Genomic DNA, 20,059 nt, shown 5'->3' with positions numbered 1-20,059 from the left:
CCCAAGACTGCCTCCCCAAAAGCAGCCTTGAATCTGATTTGCTCTTAAAAGGGAATCCTTAGAGTCCACACCACCTAATGCGCCAGCTTCCGTTCGCCGGGCGCCAGTTCCGGATCGTGCTGGATCGACCCGGCCTCGACATATCGCAGGACCGGCGATGAATAGACGAAGCTGCGATTGCGGCCGAGCCGCTTGGCTTCATAAAGCGCGGCGTCGGCTTCTCCGACCAGCGCTTCTTCACCAGGCGTCGCGCGTGTCCGGGTGGCAATGCCGGCGCTGATGGTGATGAAACCACGGTTGGCGGCGGTGTTGGGAAGGCCGAGGGCGCGCACGGTCAGCCGGATCGACTCGGCGACCTTCAATGCATCGTCTTCGGAAATGTTCGGCAGCACGACGGCGAATTCCTCGCCGCCATAGCGCGCGGAGAGGCCCGATGCATTCGATGTCGCATCGCCGATGGCCCGGGCGACGGCCTGCAGGCAGCGGTCGCCGGCCTGGTGTCCATAGGTGTCGTTGTAACCCTTGAAGTTGTCGATATCGAACAGCAGCACCGAAATCTCTTCGCAGGCTTCGTACTGGCGCGCCAGAAAACCATCGAAGGTGCGGCGGTTGGTCAATCCGGTCAGACCGTCGGTGGCCGCGAGCTGGGTCAGGCGGCGGTTGAGCAGGTTCAGCTCATCCTCCATCCGCTTGCGTTCCGTGATGTCGCGCAGCACGCCAACAAACTCGGCCTCGGCGGGATTGTCGCGTTCCGATGCCTGCTTGAAGTTGCTTTCGACCCACACGATCGATCCGTCGGCACGGTAGGTCCGGAACTCGGCTGTGCTGACGGCGCCCGAACCGTTCAGCCGCGCGCTCGCGGCCATCACGCCTTGCTTGTCCTCGGCGTGAACCATGTCGAAGCAGGATTTGCCGACGAGGTCCTGCGGGCGAACGCCCAGCATCTGTTCGACCGAGTGGGACACATAACGAAGCGTGCCGCGGCCATTGAGCAGGATAACGACGTCGGCGATATTGTTCGCCAGCAGGCGATAGTGCGACTCGCTCTCCCGAAGCGCGCGCTCGGTCCTGGCTCGAAAATTGAACTGCGCCGAGAGCAGGGCTGCGAGCAGGATGATCACGCACAACAATACCCCCGCCACGATCGCATCCGTGCGCAGGTCCATCGACCAGGCCGACAGCAGCCAGTCTTCGGACATCGCCACCGTAACGACCAGCGGATAACGCGGCGTCGCCTCGTATCCGAAATACTTCACGATGCCGTCGAACGGTGAAGTGATCTTGTAGTATCCGACGGAGCTCCGTTTGAGGTGCGTCGTGAACAGGTCCAGTCTGGAAAGATCGGTGCTCTGGCTCGAGAACGGCCAGCGGGACAATACGACGCCGTCATTTCGCAGCAGGCTGATGCCGCCGTCCGGGCCGAGCTGGAAGGCGCGGTAGAAGCCGCTGAAATAGTCGCTTTCGATCGCGGCCGTCAGCACGCCGCCGAAACTGCCGTCCTCCTTGCTGACGCGTTTCGACAGCAGGATCGTCGGCCGCCCGGTGAGGCGCGATTGGATCGGCTCGCTGATGCGGAGCGTCCCGTCTGCGCTGTCGCGGTGATAGGCGAAGTAACTTCGGTCGCTATTGTTATAGCGTGGTGTTTCCGGCAGCGACGAGTAGCGCCAATTGCCTTCGCTATCGAGGACGCCGATCTCGCGTATTTGCGGCAGCGCGGCTGCGGTGTCGGCCAGATATTTGTTGAATCGTTCCGGCACCGGATTTCGGTATTTGAGCGCGTCGACCATGCCGCTCATCGCGATGTCGGCGGCTTGAATGGTGTGCCCGGCGTGCTCGGCCAGCGAATGGGCGAGGTTTTGAATGTCGGTGGAGCCGCGCGACAGCGCCGCCGATTTGGCTTCGAGCGCCTTCCAGACCACGACGCCCAGGATGCAGGCCGTCATGACCAGCGCAAAGAAGACCACGACCATTCCCGGCGTGATCCGCCGCAGCAGGCCGTTTTGATTTGCGAGGTGTCGATCGGGCATCTTCCGCCTTGATGGGGGAGTGCCAAATCATTCTGACCGGCAAGCTAAATGCGTGGCCGGAATCTACCGGCCAATAGGTGGCGATGCGGTTAATGAATCGGTCAGGAAAACAACGGAGAAGCCGGCATTTCGGCCGGGATTTCGGTGGAACCGGGACGGCGCGGCCCACCGGTCACCGCGGCAATTTTGCGATCGCCTGGCTCAATTGATGGATCTCATAGGGCTTGCGGAGAATGGGAAAATCGCCGCGCACGTTCAAGGCGGCATCGCTATAGCCGGTCGCCAGCAGAATGGGCAGCTGGGGCCGCATCGCCTTGAGGCGGCGCGCCAGGCCGAGGCCGTCCATTTTGCCCGGCATCACAATGTCGGTGAATACGAGGTCGATCCCGTCGCGCTCGATTTCGCGCAGGGCGGCCTCGGCATTCTCTACCCTGCGGACGGTGTAGCCGAGTTGTTCGAGCAGGCTGGTGCTGACCGCGGCGACTTCCGGATTGTCGTCGACCAGCAGCACGGTGCCGCTTCCACCGGATTCGGTTACGCTGATATCGTCAACCGCCAGGCCGCCATGCTGTCGCGGCAGCAGGATGGTGATCCTCGTACCCTTGCCGAGTTCGCTGGCAACCCTGACCGTTCCGCCGGCCTGATGGGCGAAACCATGCACCTGCGAGAGACCCAATCCGGTGCCCTTGCCGATCGGTTTGGTCGTAAAAAAGGGATCGAATATCTTGCTCAGCACGTCAGGCGCGATGCCGGTGCCGGTATCCGTCACGGAGATGGCGACATAGTCGCCGCTATGGGCTTCCTCGCTCAGCCTGGTGTTATCGGCAGCAACCTTGATGATGCCGCCGTCCGGCATAGCGTCGCGCGCGTTGATCACAAGATTGACCAGCGCGGTCTCGAGTTCGGTGATATCGACCATCACAGGCCAGACGCTGCGGTCGAGCTCGAATTGCAGTGTCACCGTGCCGCCGACGCCGGTGTGGAGAACATCGCGCACCGCCTTGATTCTTTCGGGGACATCGACTGCTTGCGGATTGACGCTTTGTCGCCGCGCGAACGTCAGCAACTGACTGGTCAGTGCGGCGCCGCGCTTTGTCGCCCCGTCGATAGCGGTTAGCGCGCGCTGCAGCCTGGGATCGTCGGGGACGCCTTTCCTGAGCGTATGAAGGCTGCCGCTGATGATCATCAGGAGATTGTTGAAATCGTGCGCCACGCCGCCGGTCAGTTGGCCGAGCGCGTCCAGCTTCTGGGATTCCGCCAGCTGCGCCTGCATCTGCGCCAGCTTGAGTTCGGCCTCGCGGCGCTCTGAGATGTCGCGGGTGATCTTGGCAAAGCCGACGAGGCGGCCATTCTCGCGGATCGGATCGATCACGACGCTGGCCCAGATGAAGGTCCCGTCCTTGCGGACGCGCCAGCCTTCCTCATCATATCGGCCGGTTTCTTCCGCAATGCGCAGGGCACGCTGCGGTTTGCCATTGGCGCGATCGGTATCGGTGTAAAAAGCGGAGAAGTGCCGGCCCAGGATTTCCTCGGGTGCATAACCCTTGATGCGTTGAGCGCCGATGTTCCAGCTGGTGACGATGCCGGTAGGGTCGAGCATGTACAGCGCGTAGTCGGCGACTCCCTCGACCAGAAGCCGGAAACTGCGTTCGCTTTCGAACAGATCCCGCTGCTGTCGCTGGTCTTTTTCAGCCATTTGAACCCCTAACCGAGTGGGCCGAAACGCACGGGATGCCGGATGGTTCCGGCAATGGACAAGTTTTAGGCACATTTTAGCCGGGGCGCGATCGGGGCAGGGCACGGCTCGCCTTGGCGAAGGTGGTCCGGTCCGATGAAGGGGCTTGACGTTGGTCCAGAAGTGTCAGATATTTCTGTCATGACAGAAACAACCGAAAAGAAGAAACTCCCGGCCGCCGTCGAGCGGTTCATCCTGCACTGGGGCGACATGGGGGACGAGTGGGGCGTCAACCGCTCGGTCAGCCAGATCCACGGCCTGCTGTACCTCGCCGAGGCACCGATGACGGCCGAGGATATCGCCGAGACGCTCGGCATGGCCAGGTCCAACGTCTCCAACTCCATCAAGGAATTGCTGTCCTGGAACCTGATCCGCCGGGTGCCGATCATGGGCGACCGCCGCGATCATTACGAGGCGGAGACCGACATCTGGGAAGTGGCGGCGCGGATCGCGTCCCGCCGCAAGGAGCGCGAGATCGACCCCGCGGTCGATGCACTGCGCGCCTGCGTTTCCGATGCCGCCGATGATCCGACCATCAGCGAGGTCGCGAGCAAGCGGCTGAGGGAGATGCTGGAATTCACCGAGCTGGTCGACCGCTGGTACATGCAGATGCTGAAAGTGCCGCGGCCGAGATTGGTCGCCCTGATCAAGCTTGGCGAGAAGATCGTCAGCTTCCTGCCGATGGGAAAATCCAGATAGCTCGGGGGAGTGGTGGGAGTAACGGAGCGTTCGATGGCATCAGCGATCAGGATCTCAAGACTTCCAGCGTCCAATCCGCATCACAAGCCTTCCAGCGACATACTGCTCGACGATAACAGGTTCCACGCGCTGCTGTCCGATGCCGATTGGGGGCGATTGCCGCTGGCGATCTGGCGGCGTTTCTCCAAGCGCCACGTTGATGGTGCGACCGTCGTCTATGTCGGCGAGGTCGAGGAGGCCTATTTCAACCGGATTGGCTGGTGGCTGGCGCAGCTGGCGCGGCTGGTCGGCGGGCCGCTGCCGACGGGGGCCGAGACCGGCGTCCCGATGGTCGTGACGGTAACGGAGGACGCTGATAGCGGCGGCCAGATCTGGACCCGCATCTGCGCCCGCTCACACGGATTTCCGCAAGTCATTCACTCCTCGAAGCGCTTCGCCGGGCCGACCGGGCTCGAGGAATATGTCGGCCACGGCATCAGCATGGCGCTGCGGATCTTCGTCGAGCACGAAGCGCTGGTGTTTCGCGGTGTCGGTTACTCGTTCCAGGTCGGGCCGCTGCGGCTGGCGTTGCCGGATTGGCTGACGCCGGGCGATCTCACCGTAACCCATTCCGATCTCGGCGGCGGCACGTTCCGTTTCACGCTCGATATCGTTCATCCGCGCTTTGGCAGGCTCATTCGTCAGTCCGCCGTGTTCCGGGAGGCCGCGTCATGACATCGTTGCTATGGACCCTGATCGCCATTCAGATCCTGATGGGCGTGTTCGACACGTTCTATCACCATGAGCTGACCGAGCGGCTGGCCTGGCGCCCGTCGCAGCGCTACGAGCTGCAGCTCCACGGCGTGCGCAACATGATGTACGCGTTTCTGTTCCTGGTGCTCGGCTGGCTGGAGGTCTACGGCATCCTTGCGATAACAATCATCGCGGTGCTGGTGGCGGAAGTCGTCATCACGCTGCTGGATTTCGTCGAGGAGGACATGAGCCGGAAACTGCCGGCGAGCGAGCGCATCAACCACACGCTGCTGGCGATCAATTACGGCGCCATCCTGGTGCTACTGCTGCCGGTCCTGATTGATTGGGCAATGCAGCCGACCGGTGTCAAATCAGCCTATGCGGGGTGGCTCAGCATTATCGCCGCGGCGGCGGCCGTCGGCGCGGCGTTGTGCGGATTACGGGATTTTACCGCGGCCGGGCGTCTCGGGCGGATGCACAGCGCGCCTGCGGCTGGCCTCGTGGAGAAACTGCCTGATAGCCAGACCGTGCTCGTCACCGGCGCCACCGGCTTCATCGGCAGCCGCCTGGTCGCGAGCCTGACCGCGTCGGGCCATCAGGTGATTGCGCTGGTCCGCAACCCGGCGAAAGCGGAGCTGCTGCCGCCGATCACGCTGATCACCAGCCTCGATCAGATTCCAGCGGATGCCAAAATCGACACCATTGTGAATCTCGCCGGAGAGCCGATCGGCAACGGGCTGTGGACGGAGGCAAAGCGCCGCAAGATCCTCGAATCCCGGATTCAGATGACCGGCGATGTCATTGATTTGATTGGTCGTCTCGAACGCAAGCCAAAGGTGCTGGTGTCCGGCTCCGCGATCGGCTGGTACGGTCTGTGGCAGGATCAGGTGCTGACCGAGTCCGCGAAATCCCACGCCTGCTTCAGCCATGAATTGTGCGACGCCTGGGAGCGTGCGGCGAGCCCGGCGGCCGAACATGGCGTGCGAGTCGCCTATCTGCGGATCGGCCTCGTGATCGGAACCGATGGCGGCTTCATCACGCGGATGCTGACGCCGTTCGAGTTCGGCCTCGGCGGGCCGCTCGGCTCAGGCAAGCAATGGATGTCCTGGATCGAACGTGACGATCTCGTGCGCCTGATCGCGCATGTCATTGCCAGCCCTGGCATCTCAGGGCCGATCAACGCCACCGCGCCGATCCCGGTCACCAATCTGAAGTTTACCGAAGAACTCAGCCGGCGGCTGCATCGGCCGGCGGTGTTCCGGATTCCGGACGCATTGCTGCGCCGGGTCGGCGGCGATTTTGCCAATGAGCTTCTGCTCGGCGGGCAGAGGGTGCTGCCGAACAAGGCGCTGATGAATGGATTCAAGTTCCGCCACGAAACGCTGCGCAGCGCGTTCGATGCGATTTTGTAAAATATAGGGATACTCAAGCGCTTGCGCGGGAAACCGTAACCACACTGCGAAACGTCGCAGCCAGCGTCCGCAGCGCGGCCAGTTTGGCGGGATCGCTGACCTTCGAGTGTAACATCACCTTTGACGTTCCAAGCGTTGGCAGCTTCTGCACCAAACCGATGTCGACGAGGCCCGGCGGCGCGATCCTCCTGGCCAGTGGCGCGACTGCCAATCCGGCTTGGGCAGCGGCGACCACCGCCGTAACGCCGCCGCCGACAAAGGCTTCGATCCAGGGGATGCCGGCCTTGTCGAGCGCGCGGACGGCGATCGCGCGCACCCCGCAGGGCGGCGCCAGCGTCGCCAGTTGCAGGGCGTCGCCGCGCGGCCAGACGAAGCGGGGCGCGGCGAACCAGCCGAATGCGTCCTCGGTCAGTTGCTCGCCGCCGCGGCGGCTGCCTTCCTGCCGCACCACCACGGCGTCGAGTTCGCCGGAATCGTAGGCATCGAGCATCGCCCGCGAAAAGCCGATCGTCACCGCCAGCGACAATTGCGAGGACATCGCATGCAGCCGCTCCAGCAGCGGCACCAGTTCCGCACCCGCGGCGTGATCGCTGATCCCGAGCGACAATTGCTGCCGCGCCGGCTTTTCGCCCGACAGCGCGCGGTCATGCGCCTCCATCAGCACGCGGGCATGGTGCAGGAACGCCGTGCCATCGGCAGTCAGGGTCACCGCGCGCGGCGAGCGCTCGACCAGCCGTTTGCCGAGCACGCCTTCCAGCCGCTGCAGCTTCAGGCTGACCGCGGCCTGCGTGGTGCCGAGCGCCTCGGCGGCGCGGGTAAAACTCTGCAGCTCGGCGACCAGCAAGAAGGCCTGAACGGTGTCGATATCCAGCGTGCCCATGGCATCATCACTAATGGTTATCATTGTTATGAACAGAGATAAGATACCAAAATGATGCTGGTAAGTCTAGGTATGGGGGACGCAAACGACACCAGGGAGAACCATCATGCCGCTCATCACCGTCACCTATTCGAGCTTCCGCAAGGCGCCGTCGCTGAAGGCCGAAATCGCCACCGCCGTCAGCGATCTCACCGCACGAATCCTGCGCAAGGATCCCAAGGTCACTGCGGTGATCGTCCGCGCGGTCGACGCCGCGGACTGGTTCGCGGGCGGAAAGTCGCTGGCCGAACAGAGCCTCGCCAGCTTCTGGCTCGACGTCCATGTCAGCGAGGGCACCAACACCAAGGACGAGAAGGCCGCCTATCTCGCTGCGGTTTTCCAGCGCATGAGCGAACTGCTCGGGCCGCTGCACCACGAGAGCTACGCGCATGTCGACGAGGTCAAGGGCGATGCCTACGGGTTCGGCGGCCTGACACAGGAGCGCCGCTACATCGCGGGCAAGCTGGAGGTGCTGCCACAGCAAGAGGCGGTGTGAACCCATAGCGTTTTCGAGCGAAGTGGGTACCGGTTCGCATTGCAATCAAGTTCACGCAGATTGCGTAGACTTATCTGCGGTAGAAAACGCGTCAAAATAAAAGCCTCCTAGACGGTCGCTTCCGGCAGGCGGGCCCTGGTCGCGCCGAACACGTCCTCAAAGGCCTGCCGGAGCGCGACGTCGACGTCTTCCATGGTCACGGGCAGGCCGAGATCGACCAGCGAGGTGACGCCGTATCTGGCATCGACGACGCCGCAGGGGATGATCGCTGAAAAATGCGACAGCTCCGGCTCGACATTGATGGCGATGCCGTGGAACGAGACCCAGCGCCGCAGCCGCACGCCGATCGCCGCGATCTTGTCCTCATGGCCGGGTCCCTTGTCCGGCCGCGCAACCCAGACCCCGACGCGGTCCTCGCGGCGTTCGCCGCGTACGTTGAAGGCGGCGAGCGTGCGGATGATCCATTCCTCGAGACCGGCGACATAGGCCCGCACGTCCGGCCGCCGCCGCTTCAAATCGAGCATCACATAGGCCACCCGCTGGCCGGGGCCGTGATAGGTGAGCTGGCCGCCGCGCCCGGTCTCATACATCGGAAAGCGCGGGTCCAGGAGATCGCCGGCCTTGCCGCTGGTTCCGGACGTGTAGAGCGGCGGGTGTTCCAACAGCCACACCAGTTCTGGCGCTTGCCCGGCCGCGATCGCGGCCGCCCGGGCTTCCATCTCGGCCACGGCGTCGGGGTAGGGCACCGCTTTGGCCGCAATCCGCCATTCGACATCGCTGCCATCAGGGGCCTGCGCGAAGGTCGTCAAATCAAGGCTTTGGCGGTCATTAACCATTGGCTAACCATAACGTGGTCAGGTGAAACCACCCAATCAGTCCAAGATCTAGTCCAAGTTTGGCGGTTTCGTAGTGGCCACCCTCGATAAAGTCAGCGTCGATCTCATGGTGGTGCTCGGCACCACCACGATGCCTATCCACCAGGTGATGCGGCTTTCCCGCGGCGCCATCATCGAACTGGACGCCACCGAGGCGGACGAGGTCAAGATCCTCGCCAACAACCTTCCGGTGGCTTCCGGCGTGGTCCTGGTCGACCGCAACCGGATCGCGGTCGAAGTCAAGCAAATGCTGCCGAAATTGCCGGGTGTTAGGTAGTTAATTCGGTCGCAAAACTGCCTTGTCCCTCCATCTCTGATTTGTTACATCGGCGCCGTTGATCCGGCAGGCCGCAATCCTTCCAGCCGGTATCCCAAGCGCTCGTGGCGGAATTGGTAGACGCGCTGCCTTGAGGTGGCAGTGAGTAAAATCGTGGGGGTTCGAGTCCCTCCGAGCGCACCACAAAATCATGCAGTTTGGGCCCAACCCATTCGATTCGGTAAGAAACGCGTGATTCTTCGCAGTGCCGCGGTGGCGAAACAATTGGGGATCGCCGGGGCACCTCGGAAGTTGCCTTGCTGTTACACCGTTCGCGTAAACAACAGGGCATCGCCGGCTACCGGTCCGATGACCGTAATTCGGCACTTCCAAATCCATCCGGGGCCGTGAATGATCTTCCTGGGCTACGCCTATCGATTCGTCTCCAACTTCGTGTTCCTGGCGCTGGTCTATTTCAGCCTCAACTTCCTGGATAAATATCCGCAGCGCGCGGTGGTTGCGGTTCTCGTGCTGGTCTATGCCGCCATGCACGCCGCCTCGGCGCTGCGTTCGTTTTATTTCTTTCAGCGCATCGAGCGGCTGGAGATCGAGGCGCGGCGTCTGGCCAAGGTCGCCGCCGAGGGGCCGAGCACGGCCGCTGCCGCCGCGGCCTCGCGCAAGCAGATCGTCGCTGAGGTCAGCGGGCTTCGCCACGCCGGCGAGATCAAGGCCTATATCGACCTGCTGTTCCTCGCCCTCGTCATCCTGCTCTGCATCGCCAAGATCGTGACCAACTGAGCGCAAATTTGGCGCATTCCTTTTGACATTCTCGATCTGCGTCGGATGCTAGGCGGCGGCTTTGCCGATGTGCCATGCGTGCGAGAACCGCTGCGCGGCATAGGACTTGCTCCGCGGAGCGCGAGAATTGCGAGGAGTTTCCTGTCCGATGCTGGCCGTCTATTCGGATGACAACGCGCTGCACGATCCCGATCATTTCATCTCGCGCGGCGTAAAAATCGCGGTGCGGGAATCGCCCGAGCGCGCCAACCAATTGCTGGCGGCGTTGCGCGATGGCGCGCACGAGATCTGCACGCCGCGCGATTTTGGCCGCGACGCGCTGCTGACCGTGCACGACCCGCGCTATATCCACTTCCTCGCCAATGCCTACGACAATTGGCAGACCTTGCCGCAGCCGCGCGGCCCGTTCGTTCTGGCCAACAGCTACGCCATGCGGCAGATGAAGACGCTGCCGACAAGTTTCGAAGGCCAGCTCGGCTTCTTCCTCTCGGGCAATTCGGTGCCGATCGGCCCGCAGAGCTGGCGCGCGATCGCCTCTTCGGCGAATTGCGCGTTGGAGGCGGCGGACGCGGTGCGGAGCGGTGCGTCCGAAAGCTACGCGCTGTGCCGTCCGCCCGGCCACCACGCTTATTCTGATCTGGCCGGCGGCTACTGCTACCTGAACAACTCGGCGCTCGCGGCCCAGCATCTGCGCGGCCGGTTCGCCCGCGTCGCGGTGCTCGACGTCGACGTGCATCACGGCAACGGCACGCAGGGCATCTTCTGGGAACGCGGCGACGTCCTGACCGTCTCGATCCATGGCGATCCCAATACCGGCTATCCCTGGCAGGTCGGCTATGCCGGAGAACGCGGCGAGGGCGAGGGGGTCGGCAAAAACCTCAATCTGCCGCTGCCGCTAGGCACATCAGACGAGCCCTATCTGGAGGCCTTGGACCACGCGCTCGCAGCTGTCAGGGCGTTTGAGCCGGAAGCTTGCGTCGTGGCACTCGGCCTCGATGCATTCGAGGAAGACTCGTCAGAAATGATGCGGGTCACCACCGCCGGCTTCGGCGCCATCGGGGCGCGGATCGGGGCGCAAAAGCTGCCCAGCGTCATCATCCAGGAAGGCGGCTATGCTGTCGACGCCCTGCGCCGCAATCTCGGCAGTTTCCTCAACGGATTCCTGTCGGCCCGCGGCGGCTGAGGGCAGAGCGCTTTCCAGCGAAGTGGATACCGGTTCGCGTCAAGAAAACGCGTCAAATCAAGAATCTAGAGCCCGTTCCGATTCAATCGGAACGGAAAAGGCTCTAGAATGCGAAATGGCGGGAACACGCTTTTCGTGGTCTGCTCCCACCGATCAACAAGAATCGGAGCATTAATCCAATGACGGGCAGACCCAACTCCCTGGCGGCTCGCGATGTCGCCTCGCTCATCCATCCCTATACCAATCTCGACAAGCACAAGACCGACGGGCCGCTCGTCATCGCGCGCGGCGAGGGCGTTTATGTCTACGACGAAACCGGCAAGCGCTATCTCGAGGGCATGGCCGGGCTGTGGAGCACCTCGCTCGGCTTCAGCGAAAAGCGCCTGGTCGAGGCCGCGCGCCGTCAGATGGAGCAATTGCCGACCTATCACATCTTCAACAGCCGCTCGACCGAGCCCAGCATCGAGGCTGCCGAGGAACTTTTGAAGATCGTGCCAAAGGGGCTCGGCAAGGTGCTGTTCGCCAATTCCGGCTCGGAGGCGAACGACCAGGCGGCGAAGATCGTCTGGTTCTACAACAACGCGCTGGGCCGGCCGCGCAAGAAGCGCATCATCGGCCGCGTGCGGGGTTATCACGGCATCACCGTATTTTCCGGCAGCATGACGGGGCTGGCGGCCAACCATGTCGAATGGGATCTGCCGGTCGGCGGCATACTGCGGACCGACTGCCCTAGCCACTATCTGTATGGCCGCCCGGGCGAGAGCGAGGCGCAGTTCGTCGACCGCCTGGTTGCCAATCTCGAAGACATGATCATTCGCGAGGGGCCGGATACGATCGGCGCCTTCATCGCCGAGCCGGTGAACGGGGCAGGCGGCGTCATCGTGCCACCGGCCGATTATTTTCCGCGCATTCAACAGGTGCTGCGCAAATACGACGTCCTGATGATCGCCGACGAGGTGATTTGCGGCTTCGGCCGCACCGGCGAGATGTTCGGCTGCGATACGTTCGTCATCGAACCCGACATCATGACCGTGGCCAAGGCGCTGTCATCGGCCTACCTGCCGATCTCGGCCACCATCATCAGCGACACCATCGCCGAAACCATCACGGCCCATGCCGGCAAGCTCGGCAATTTCGCCCATGGCTTCACCTATGCCGGTCACCCCGTCGCCGCCGCCGTCGCGCTGGAAACGCTGCGCATCTACAAGGAGCGCGACATCGTCAGCCAAGTGAAAGCGCTGGCACCGCATCTGCAGTCACGGCTGCGCGCGCTCGGCTCGCATCCGCTGGTGGGCGAGGCGCGCGGGGTCGGATTGATCGGCGCGCTGCAACTGGTCGCCGACAAGGCCACGCGCCGGCCGTTGCCGCCGGCCGAAGGTATCGGCGCATTGATCCAGCAGGGCGCGATGGCGCGCGGCGTCATCGTCCGCGCCGGTCCCGATGCGGTGTTCGTCTGCCCGCCGCTGATCATCACGGCGGAGCAGATCGACGAGATGATGGACGCCGTGGCGGCGGCGCTCGACGAAGCGCACGCGGTGGCCGAGCAACGCGGGTTGCTGGGCCGTGCGCAGTCGGCGGCCGGCTAGAGCGTTTTCGAGCGAAGTGGATACCGGTTCGCGTGAAGAAAACGCGTCAAAACAAGAATCTAGAGCTTCGGTTCTGATTTCATCAGAGCCGAAGTTCTAGCGCTTCTTCAAGCCGGCCATGCGGACCGCGTTCTTCTTGGCCGGCTTGACCTGCGTCGCATGTTTGGCGGCGCTCTTGCCGCCATGTTTTGCGTGCTTGGCAGGGCGTGCCGCCTGCTTGGCGGACACTTCGTGCGCGCCAGGCGCGGTCGGTCCTACCTTGCGTGCGGATGGCGGCGAATACAGCATCGTGACGCGGATCGACTCTGGAAGCTTGAACACGCTCGACGCCGGGACCGGCAGCGCAGGCGAATCCAGCACCAGCGTCACCTGCCGCGACCACAACGCGTCGCGCAAGGCGCGCCGCTGCGCGCGGTCCACTGGGGCCGTATTGCGCCAATCGGAATCTGGCAGCGCTGGCGCGGGCAGGGCCGCGGTCGCGGTATAGGCAAAATTCGGAATCCTGGGCCAGCGTGACGTCGCCACTTGCTCCGATACCGGATGCAATTGCCATTGCGACGGATCGGTCGGCGTCGCCGGCCGGTCGGGTGTCGCCGGCACGACATGGACGAGGCGGTAGCCGCGGGCTTTCAGATCGCTCAGGATTCGCGGCAAGGCTGCGACGGTGCGCGCCTGGATGTCGTGCAGCAGCAGGATGCCTTTGCCCTTGGCCTCGAGCCGCTGCATCGCGAGGTCGTAGACGCGCTGCGAGGAGACCGGCCGCCAGTCGTCGGCAGGAAAATCGGCGCTCCAGATCTGCAGGCCTTTTGCTTCGGCATATGCCTCGATGACGTCGGAACGGCCGAGGCCCGGAATGCGGAAGAACGGCGACGGCGCGGTGCCGTCGGCGAGCGCTGATGTGATCGACGCGATGCCGTCCTCGATCTCTTTTTTGGCGCCATCGATCGAAAGCCGGTTCATGTTCCCGGGATGGTTCTGGGTATGGGTGGCAATGGTGTGGCCGGCATCGCGCATCTTGCGCACGCCTTCGGGGTTGGCGTTCGCCTGCCGTCCGACGAGGAAGAACGTCGCTTTGGCGCAATGGGCGGCGAGGATGTCGAGGACCTGGTTGCTGTATTTCGGCAGCGGACCGTCGTCGAAGGTCAGCACCACCTCATGATCTTCCAGCGGCAGCGTCTTGGCATATTGCATGGTGCCGATGAGCGGATATTGCCGCGGATCGACCACCAGCGTGCGCGACGTGCCCAGCGCATCGGGATGCCCGGGGCAATTGGCGGCCGGCGAGGCCTGCGCCGTGACGCCGGTCACCATTCCCAGAAACATTGCGGCTGAAAAAGTAATCGATGCCCGCTGACGGAGCCCCATACCTGCGCTAGCGATCATAGAACCCCGGCTTCATTCCCAATCGAAGTTTGGTCCGCGCGGACCGGTATTCGGTTCACTCAAAAAATGCCTTGTTTGCAATCCTTAACGGCGGGCCATGAATGCCGCCTTAATGGCCGAAATACCACACTTATTTCGGGTTTTGGACAGTTGCGGCCGCGGCTGCCGGGACGATATGGACCACGCGGTAATGGTTGTCGCGCAGATAGCGCAGGAACGCCGGCAGCATGGCCGCGGTTTGCGCCTTGGGATCGTGCAGCAGAATGATCCCCTTGCGGGCGGCCTGCAGCCGCTCGGTCAGCAGCTTCAGCTGCTGGGCCGGTTTCATCGGCTCCCAGTCGCTGGCCCAGAGGTCGGCGCCGAACACCGATATGCCGCGGTTTTGCAGCAGGTCCAGCGTCGCTGGCGTCATCTCGAAATAAGGATAGCGAAAGAACGGCGTCGTCGGGGTCGCGCTTGCGATCCCCGGGGTCGCGGTTGCGATCCCCGGGGTCGTCGAGGCGGTGCCGTGAAGCGCCTTTTCAACCGCGGCAAAGCCCTTGTCGATGTCGGCTACGGCCGCATCCGGCTTCATGTATTTGATATTGGGATGCGACCAGGTGTGGTGCCCGACCGTGTGGCCAAGGGCTGCAATCCTGCGCACCAGTTCCGGGTGCGCCGAAGCCGACCTGCCGATCAGGAAGAAGGTGGCGAGCACGCATTCGCGCGCGAGCGCGGCCAGCACCCTGGGCGTCGTGCCCGGCCACGGCCCGTCATCGAAGGTCAGGACCACCTCATGATCTCCGAGCGGCAGGGTCTGCGGAAAGCTCTTCAGGCCGACGCGCGGTGAGGTAGCGGCATCGACGCGCAGAACCCGTGAGGTGCCGAGCGCGTCCTTGCGCGGGCATTCGGCAGCCGTGGCCGCAGCCGTCCACACCGTCGCGGCCGCGACGGATGCGCAGAGCGTCCTGGTGAATCCTGGGGTCATTCGCCGTTGTACATCTTTAGCATTGCGCTTTGCGTCGCCGATTGGGTAATGCGTGCAGCGATAACTCAAACGCAAGTTCTGTCAAACCGGCGAGGCGCGGCATGGCCGAGGATATCGACGTTGCCCAAGCCGGCGCGCGACCTGTTGACGGGTCCGCGCTCGATCCCGCCTTGATGCGGGACGAAGACGGTCACATCCGCCACGAATTTGTCGAGGAGATCACGCGCGCCATCAAGGCCGCCGATCGCCCCTTGCTATGTGAGGTCGTCGCCGAGTTGCACGAGGCCGATCTCGGCGATTTGATCGGCGCCCTCGAACCCGACGACCGCGTCCATCTCGTCGAGCTGACAGGTACCGATTTCGACTTCTCGGCGCTGAACGAGGTCGACGACGCCGTTCGCGAGGAAATCCTCGAAGAGCTCGAACCGCAGACGGTTGCGGAGGGCGTTCGCGAACTGGAATCGGATGACGCCGTCGAACTGCTCGAAGGCCTCGACGAGGAGGACCAGGAAGAAATCCTCGAAAAGCTGCCGCCGTCCGAGCGCGACGCGCTGGAGCGCAGCCTGCTGTATCCGGAAAACTCCGCCGGCCGGCGGATGCAGTCCGAATTCATCGCGGTGCCGCCGGACTGGAACGTCGGACAGGCGATCGACTACATGCGCGACACCCCGGACCTGCCGGACCGGTTCTATGAAATCTACGCGGTCGACGCCAACCAGCACTGGCAGGGCGCGGTTTCGCTCGACACGCTGCTGCGGGCAAGGCGGCCGGTGCCGCTCGCCGACCTGATCGAGGAAGACCGCCGCCGCGTCTCCGTGCTCGACGACCAGGAAGAGGTCGCGCGGATGTTCGGCAAATACAATCTGGTCGCAGCCCCCGTGGTCGACACCACCAACCGGCTGGTCGGCGTCATCACCATCGACGACGTCGTCGACGTGATCGAGGAAGAGGCCGACGAAGACCTCAAAGCGCTCGGCGGCGTCACCAGCGACGAAGAATTGTCCGACAGCGTCTGGACCATCGCGCGCGCCCGCTTCAACTGGCTGCTGGTCAATCTGGCGACCGCGTTCCTGGCATCCTCGGTGCTCGGCCTGTTCGAAGGCCAGCTGGAGAAGATGGTGGCGCTGGCCGTGCTGGCGCCGATCGTGGCGAGCCAGGGCGGCAATGCCGCGACCCAGACCATGACGGTGGCGGTGCGGGCGCTGGCGACCCGCGAACTCCATTCCAACAACGCGCTCCGCGTGGTCCTGCGCGAGGCGATGGTCGGTCTCGTCAATGGCCTCGCCTTTGCCGTGATCACCGGCGTCGCCGCGGTGGCGTGGTTCAAGATCCCCGGCCTCGGCGTCGTGATCGGGCTTGCGATCGTCGTCAACCTGATCGCCGGCGCGCTGGGGGGCATCCTGATCCCGATGGTGCTGGAGCGGGTGCGGGCCGACCCGGCGGTGGCCTCCGGCACCTTCGTCACCACGATCACCGATGTGGTCGGCTTCTTCTCCTTCCTCGGCATCGCCACGCTGTGGTTCGGGCTGAAGTGAGCAGACGACAGCGGGGCAGGTATCGTTAATCGGGCCTTAACGCGCTTGCCCGATGATTCCCGGATCGGGAATCGAACATGCAGCGCTTGCGGCTCAAGGCAGACGGACGGATCGTGGAACTGCGGGACGGGCAGGAGTTCCCGCTCGCGCCTGCTATCCCTGCCGTTGCCTCCGCTGCGGCGGTCGAAACACCGCCGCTCCTGGCCGTGCGCGATCTGCGCCGCCGCTCTCGCCTGACCCAGCTCGAATTCGCCGCACGGCTCGGCGTGCCGGTCGAGACCATCCGGAACTGGGAGCAGGGCAAACGCGCGCCGCGCGGACCGGCGCGGGCGCTGCTTGCCGTCATCGCCCATTCGCCGGAGACCGTGTTCGCCGCGCTCGCCACGGAACCGGCTACCATCTAGGACGCGGACTCACCAAGGCGCAGCCATAGCCTGATTGACGCAAACTCAACGAAGGCAAGCAGCCGCGCTGACCGCCGCTTGTTTGCGAAGCGCAGTCCGCATGTGACGGTTGATCAGCTACATCCCACCGCGGTTCAATAGGTAAATCGCGCTATCTCTAATCCTGTTGATAGCGCGTTGAGGTGTGATGTGGTCGATCTCACCGCGCGTCAGGCCGATGTCCATCAGATCCCTGTCACTCAGGTTGGCCAAACCGGCCCGCAAGCCCTGGCGTTGGCGCCGCTCCTGAAACGCACGCCAATATCGCTTGAGCAAGCCGAGGACGTTCCGCGTCGATGCGGCCGTTGGTCCAGCAGCATCCTTTTCCGACAACGCGTCGTCCAGCGTTGCAATGGACGCATTGAGGCGCGTCGCTGCCGGAGCCTCGTCCATGGCGTCTCTCGCCAATGCGATGGGCAGGTCGAGGCCGAGCCCTGCGGCATCGCGCGCGGTCCCGGATGTGATGTTCGTCTGTTGGGGTGGCATCGGATGCTCCTGCTGTTGCGCCGGCAGGGAGCATGGCCAAACAAAAGGCCCCGTCCGATGCCGGCGGGGCCTGGTGAAAAGATCGCGTCGTCGAATTTCTAGCGCACGACTCCTTCCACGGCCCAGCGAGAGCGGGTTACGTTTTTACGGTTCGCGGTGCGCACGACGTTGATCATGAAGCGTAGCTACCACGGAGATCGCGCCAAATCAAGGGATGTGCCGGTGTGGCTCGCATCCTGGAGGCGAGCGACATATTGCGCTGTCGCACGAACTTGGCCGCCTTACGGGCAGAGCGGACGTGGCCTTCGTCGCATCTCGCCGCCGGGTTTATAGGTACCCGGCCCAGTCTGTTCTGACGCGTTTTCTACCGCAGATAAGTCTACGCAATCTGCGTAAACTTGATTGCTGTGCGAACTTCACTTCGCACGAAAACGTTATGTGTTGGCACCGAGCTGCCGGCGGACCATAATGGGCGTATGGACTTCATCGAGGCCAACGGCGCAAGGATCCCCGCGATCGGGCTCGGCACCTGGGAACTGCGCGGCAAAACCTGCGCGCGGCTGGTCGAGCAGGCGCTGCGGCTCGGCTATCGCCACATCGACACCGCGCAGGTCTACGAGAACGAACGCGAAGTGGGCGAGGGGCTGCGCGGCTCCGGCGTCAAGCGCGGCGAGGTGTTCGTCACGACGAAAATCTGGACCACGCATTTCGCGCCCAACGATCTCGAGCGATCGGCGAAGGAAAGTCTCGCCAGGCTGCGCCTGACCGAGATCGACCTGTTGCTGCTGCACTGGCCCAACCCGCAGGTGCCGCTGTCGGAAACGCTGGGCGCGCTGGCGCGGGTCAAGCAGCTGGGGCTTGCCCGGTATATCGGCGTTTCCAATTTCACCGTGGCCCTGATCGAGGAGGCGGTGGCGGCGTGCCCGGAGCCGCTGGTCTGCGACCAGGTCGAATACCATCCCTATCTGGACCAGACCAGGGTGAGGGAAGCCTGCGCCCGCCACGGCATGGCAATGGTGGCCTATAGCCCGGTCGCCAAGGGCCGCGTCAAGAACGACCAGGCCTTGCTGCGGATCGGCGACCGCTATCGCAAGACATCAGCACAGATCTGCCTGCGCTGGCTGGTGCAGCAGAACGTGGCGGCGATCCCGCGGACGTCGAAGCTGGAACGGCTGTCTGAAAATATCGAGATCTTCGATTTCGAACTGTCGGATGCCGACATGCGCGAGATTTCCGACATGGGCAGCGCCAATCGCCGGCTCACCGATTTCGGCTTTGCACCGAAATGGGATTGAGCAACGGCCTCGCCGGGCGCTATGTTCGTGCCCCATCGATTGTCTCGGTACGATGAACCTGCGCCAGATCATCCCTTCGGATATGACGGCATCGGCGATTGCCCATCTGTCGCTGCTGGCGTTGCTGTTCGTGTTCTCCGACGTGCATCCGTTCGGCGCGGTCACACCTGAGTCGATCGCGGTCGATATCGTCGCGCCGCAGGATATTCCTGAAAAGCAAGACATCCCCGAAAAGGCCGACATCGAGAAGACGCCCGAACCGGTTGCGACGCCGACGCCGCAACCTGATTTCACGGCGCTCGACAAGCCCGTCCCGCCGGCAGCAACTGCGCCTGCAGCTCAACAACCGCCTCCGGCGCAGCCACAGAAACAGGCGGCAGTGGCCGCACCGAGCCCGGCGCAGCAGCCAGCCGCGCCACCGCAAGCGGTGACGCAGACGCCGGCCTACAAGCCGCCCGAGCCTGACCTGACGCTCAAATACAACGTCCTGCTCGGTCTGCCGCCGCCGATTTCGCCGAGCGCGCCGTCATCCGGCGACAAGGGCAAAGACAATTTCGACGCGCCCGCGACCACGTCCGCCGACGTCAATTCAAGCGTCGTCGCGGCGTTCCGGCGGCACTTGCGGACCTGCTCGAAACTTCCGGCCGCGTTGAAAGGCTCCGACGACGTCAAGGTCAAGCTGCGCGTGTTCATGGGCCAGGACGGCAAGCTCGCGGCGGAGCCGCAGCTGATCGAGGCCAGCGCTTCCGCCAAGGGCCCGCTCTTGATGCGCAGCGCGATCAGCGCGCTGGAAGCCTGCCAGCCCTATGCGATGCTGCCGGTCGACCGCTACGGCGAATGGAAGGTGCTCGACCTCAGTTTTACGGTGCAGGATTTTGCGGGTTCGTGATATTTTCGATGCGTTTTCTTGACGCGAACTGGATTCCATCCCGGGATCAGGTCCGACGGCATGCCTCGCTAAAGCATGATCCGGAAAAGTGGGCACCGGTTTTCCGAAAAGATCATGCTCAAACAAAGAGCTAGAGTGGGATGACGAATCGAAGAGAAGTCATCACGCTCTAGAAAACGTTAAACCAAACCGACGCGGGCCGCAGGGCTGTTTAGTGCACTGGACTGCACCCCTGGAACGAGACACGATAATTTCTGTGACAGTGCTGGACTGCACCCCTGGAACGAGACACGATAATTTCTGTGACAGTGCGGTTGCCATGATGCGTTATCGTGCTTTGTTT

Annotated in this window: 19 protein-coding genes and 1 tRNA gene; 13 read left to right on the top strand and 7 right to left on the bottom strand. The window is 63.5% G+C overall.

Annotation, left to right across the window (positions count from 1 at the left end; translation table 11 throughout):
* Positions 1 to 74: 74 nt before the first annotated feature.
* Together JQ567_RS37055 and JQ567_RS37050 are read right to left on the bottom strand one after the other, a co-directional pair.
* Positions 75 to 2,027: a diguanylate cyclase domain-containing protein gene (locus JQ567_RS37055; protein WP_212443401.1), complete on the bottom strand. Its 1,953-nt coding sequence runs from the start codon at positions 2,025 to 2,027 to the stop codon at positions 75 to 77.
* A gap of 172 nt (positions 2,028 to 2,199) precedes the next feature.
* Positions 2,200 to 3,723 carry a PAS domain-containing sensor histidine kinase gene (locus JQ567_RS37050; RefSeq protein WP_249165981.1) on the bottom strand — a complete coding sequence of 508 codons (1,524 nt, stop codon included), beginning with the start codon at positions 3,721 to 3,723 and terminating at the stop codon, positions 2,200 to 2,202.
* A gap of 180 nt (positions 3,724 to 3,903) precedes the next feature.
* On the opposite strand from JQ567_RS37050, the gene JQ567_RS37045 reads away from it, so the two are divergent.
* The 3 genes from JQ567_RS37045 to JQ567_RS37035 are packed head-to-tail and all read left to right on the top strand — an operon-like array spanning position 3,904 to position 6,605.
* A complete protein-coding gene (locus tag JQ567_RS37045; protein ID WP_212443399.1) occupies positions 3,904 to 4,461 on the top strand; it encodes a GbsR/MarR family transcriptional regulator in 558 nt (185 codons plus the stop codon).
* A gap of 33 nt (positions 4,462 to 4,494) precedes the next feature.
* Positions 4,495 to 5,175, top strand: a complete 681-nt coding sequence (locus JQ567_RS37040) for a DUF4166 domain-containing protein (RefSeq protein ID WP_212443398.1) — start codon at positions 4,495 to 4,497, stop codon at positions 5,173 to 5,175.
* A complete protein-coding gene (locus JQ567_RS37035; protein ID WP_212443397.1) occupies positions 5,172 to 6,605 on the top strand; it encodes a TIGR01777 family oxidoreductase in 1,434 nt (477 codons plus the stop codon). Before JQ567_RS37040 ends, JQ567_RS37035 begins: the two co-directional genes overlap by 4 nt.
* 13 nt (positions 6,606 to 6,618) lie before the next feature.
* Here the strand turns inward: JQ567_RS37035 and JQ567_RS37030 are convergent, their stop codons facing one another.
* Positions 6,619 to 7,485, bottom strand: coding sequence for a LysR family transcriptional regulator (locus JQ567_RS37030; RefSeq protein ID WP_212443396.1), 867 nt, complete (start codon positions 7,483 to 7,485; stop codon positions 6,619 to 6,621).
* Positions 7,486 to 7,591: 106 nt separating this feature from the next.
* Here JQ567_RS37030 and JQ567_RS37025 point away from each other — a divergent pair, with 106 nt between their 5' ends.
* Positions 7,592 to 8,020, top strand: coding sequence for a 4-oxalocrotonate tautomerase family protein (locus JQ567_RS37025; RefSeq protein WP_212443395.1), 429 nt, complete (start codon positions 7,592 to 7,594; stop codon positions 8,018 to 8,020).
* A gap of 107 nt (positions 8,021 to 8,127) precedes the next feature.
* On the opposite strand, the gene lipB is transcribed toward JQ567_RS37025, so the two are convergent.
* Positions 8,128 to 8,856, bottom strand: coding sequence for a lipoyl(octanoyl) transferase LipB (lipB, locus tag JQ567_RS37020; RefSeq protein WP_212443394.1), 729 nt, complete (start codon positions 8,854 to 8,856; stop codon positions 8,128 to 8,130).
* 73 nt (positions 8,857 to 8,929) lie between these two features.
* Between lipB and JQ567_RS37015 the strand changes: the two genes are divergently transcribed.
* The 5 genes from JQ567_RS37015 to JQ567_RS36995 all read left to right on the top strand — a co-directional run bounded on the left by JQ567_RS37015 (position 8,930) and on the right by JQ567_RS36995 (position 12,718).
* A complete protein-coding gene (locus JQ567_RS37015) occupies positions 8,930 to 9,172 on the top strand; it encodes a FliM/FliN family flagellar motor switch protein (protein ID WP_074276133.1) in 243 nt (80 codons plus the stop codon).
* A gap of 98 nt (positions 9,173 to 9,270) precedes the next feature.
* Positions 9,271 to 9,355 (top strand) — tRNA-Leu (locus tag JQ567_RS37010).
* A 207-nt stretch (positions 9,356 to 9,562) separates the two neighbouring features.
* Positions 9,563 to 9,949, top strand: a complete 387-nt coding sequence (locus JQ567_RS37005) for a hypothetical protein (protein WP_212443393.1) — start codon at positions 9,563 to 9,565, stop codon at positions 9,947 to 9,949.
* Between the two features lie 148 nt (positions 9,950 to 10,097).
* The gene (locus JQ567_RS37000) at positions 10,098 to 11,132 is read left to right on the top strand and encodes a histone deacetylase family protein (protein ID WP_212443392.1); all 1,035 of its coding nucleotides are present in this window, start codon (positions 10,098 to 10,100) and stop codon (positions 11,130 to 11,132) included.
* A 179-nt stretch (positions 11,133 to 11,311) separates the two neighbouring features.
* Complete coding sequence (locus JQ567_RS36995) at positions 11,312 to 12,718, top strand: aminotransferase (RefSeq protein WP_212443391.1); 1,407 nt, start codon at positions 11,312 to 11,314, stop codon at positions 12,716 to 12,718.
* A 96-nt stretch (positions 12,719 to 12,814) separates the two neighbouring features.
* Here the strand turns inward: JQ567_RS36995 and JQ567_RS36990 are convergent, their stop codons facing one another.
* Together JQ567_RS36990 and JQ567_RS36985 are read right to left on the bottom strand one after the other, a co-directional pair.
* Complete coding sequence (locus JQ567_RS36990) at positions 12,815 to 14,041, bottom strand: polysaccharide deacetylase family protein (protein WP_249165980.1); 1,227 nt, start codon at positions 14,039 to 14,041, stop codon at positions 12,815 to 12,817.
* A 190-nt stretch (positions 14,042 to 14,231) separates the two neighbouring features.
* On the bottom strand, positions 14,232 to 15,068 hold the full coding sequence (locus JQ567_RS36985) for a polysaccharide deacetylase family protein (RefSeq protein WP_212443389.1): 837 nt from the start codon (positions 15,066 to 15,068) through the stop codon (positions 14,232 to 14,234).
* 101 nt (positions 15,069 to 15,169) lie between these two features.
* On the opposite strand from JQ567_RS36985, the gene mgtE reads away from it, so the two are divergent.
* Both mgtE and JQ567_RS36975 read left to right on the top strand, forming a co-directional pair.
* Complete coding sequence (gene mgtE / locus JQ567_RS36980) at positions 15,170 to 16,603, top strand: magnesium transporter (RefSeq protein WP_212443388.1); 1,434 nt, start codon at positions 15,170 to 15,172, stop codon at positions 16,601 to 16,603.
* Between the two features lie 77 nt (positions 16,604 to 16,680).
* A complete protein-coding gene (locus JQ567_RS36975) occupies positions 16,681 to 17,007 on the top strand; it encodes a DNA-binding transcriptional regulator (RefSeq protein ID WP_212443387.1) in 327 nt (108 codons plus the stop codon).
* Between the two features lie 117 nt (positions 17,008 to 17,124).
* On the opposite strand, the gene JQ567_RS36970 is transcribed toward JQ567_RS36975, so the two are convergent.
* Positions 17,125 to 17,532, bottom strand: a complete 408-nt coding sequence (locus JQ567_RS36970) for a DUF1127 domain-containing protein (protein ID WP_212443386.1) — start codon at positions 17,530 to 17,532, stop codon at positions 17,125 to 17,127.
* Positions 17,533 to 18,008: 476 nt separating this feature from the next.
* Between JQ567_RS36970 and JQ567_RS36965 the strand changes: the two genes are divergently transcribed.
* Positions 18,009 to 18,827, top strand: coding sequence for an aldo/keto reductase (locus JQ567_RS36965; protein ID WP_212443385.1), 819 nt, complete (start codon positions 18,009 to 18,011; stop codon positions 18,825 to 18,827).
* A 52-nt stretch (positions 18,828 to 18,879) separates the two neighbouring features.
* Complete coding sequence (locus JQ567_RS36960; protein WP_212443384.1) at positions 18,880 to 19,716, top strand: hypothetical protein; 837 nt, start codon at positions 18,880 to 18,882, stop codon at positions 19,714 to 19,716.
* The last annotated feature ends 343 nt before the right edge of the window (positions 19,717 to 20,059 follow it).

Origin of the sequence: Bradyrhizobium sp. AUGA SZCCT0431 (assembly GCF_018131065.1) — a bacterium.
Taxonomy (GTDB): Bacteria; Pseudomonadota; Alphaproteobacteria; order Rhizobiales; family Xanthobacteraceae; genus Bradyrhizobium.
This window is presented reverse-complemented; position numbering and strand designations above follow the sequence as displayed.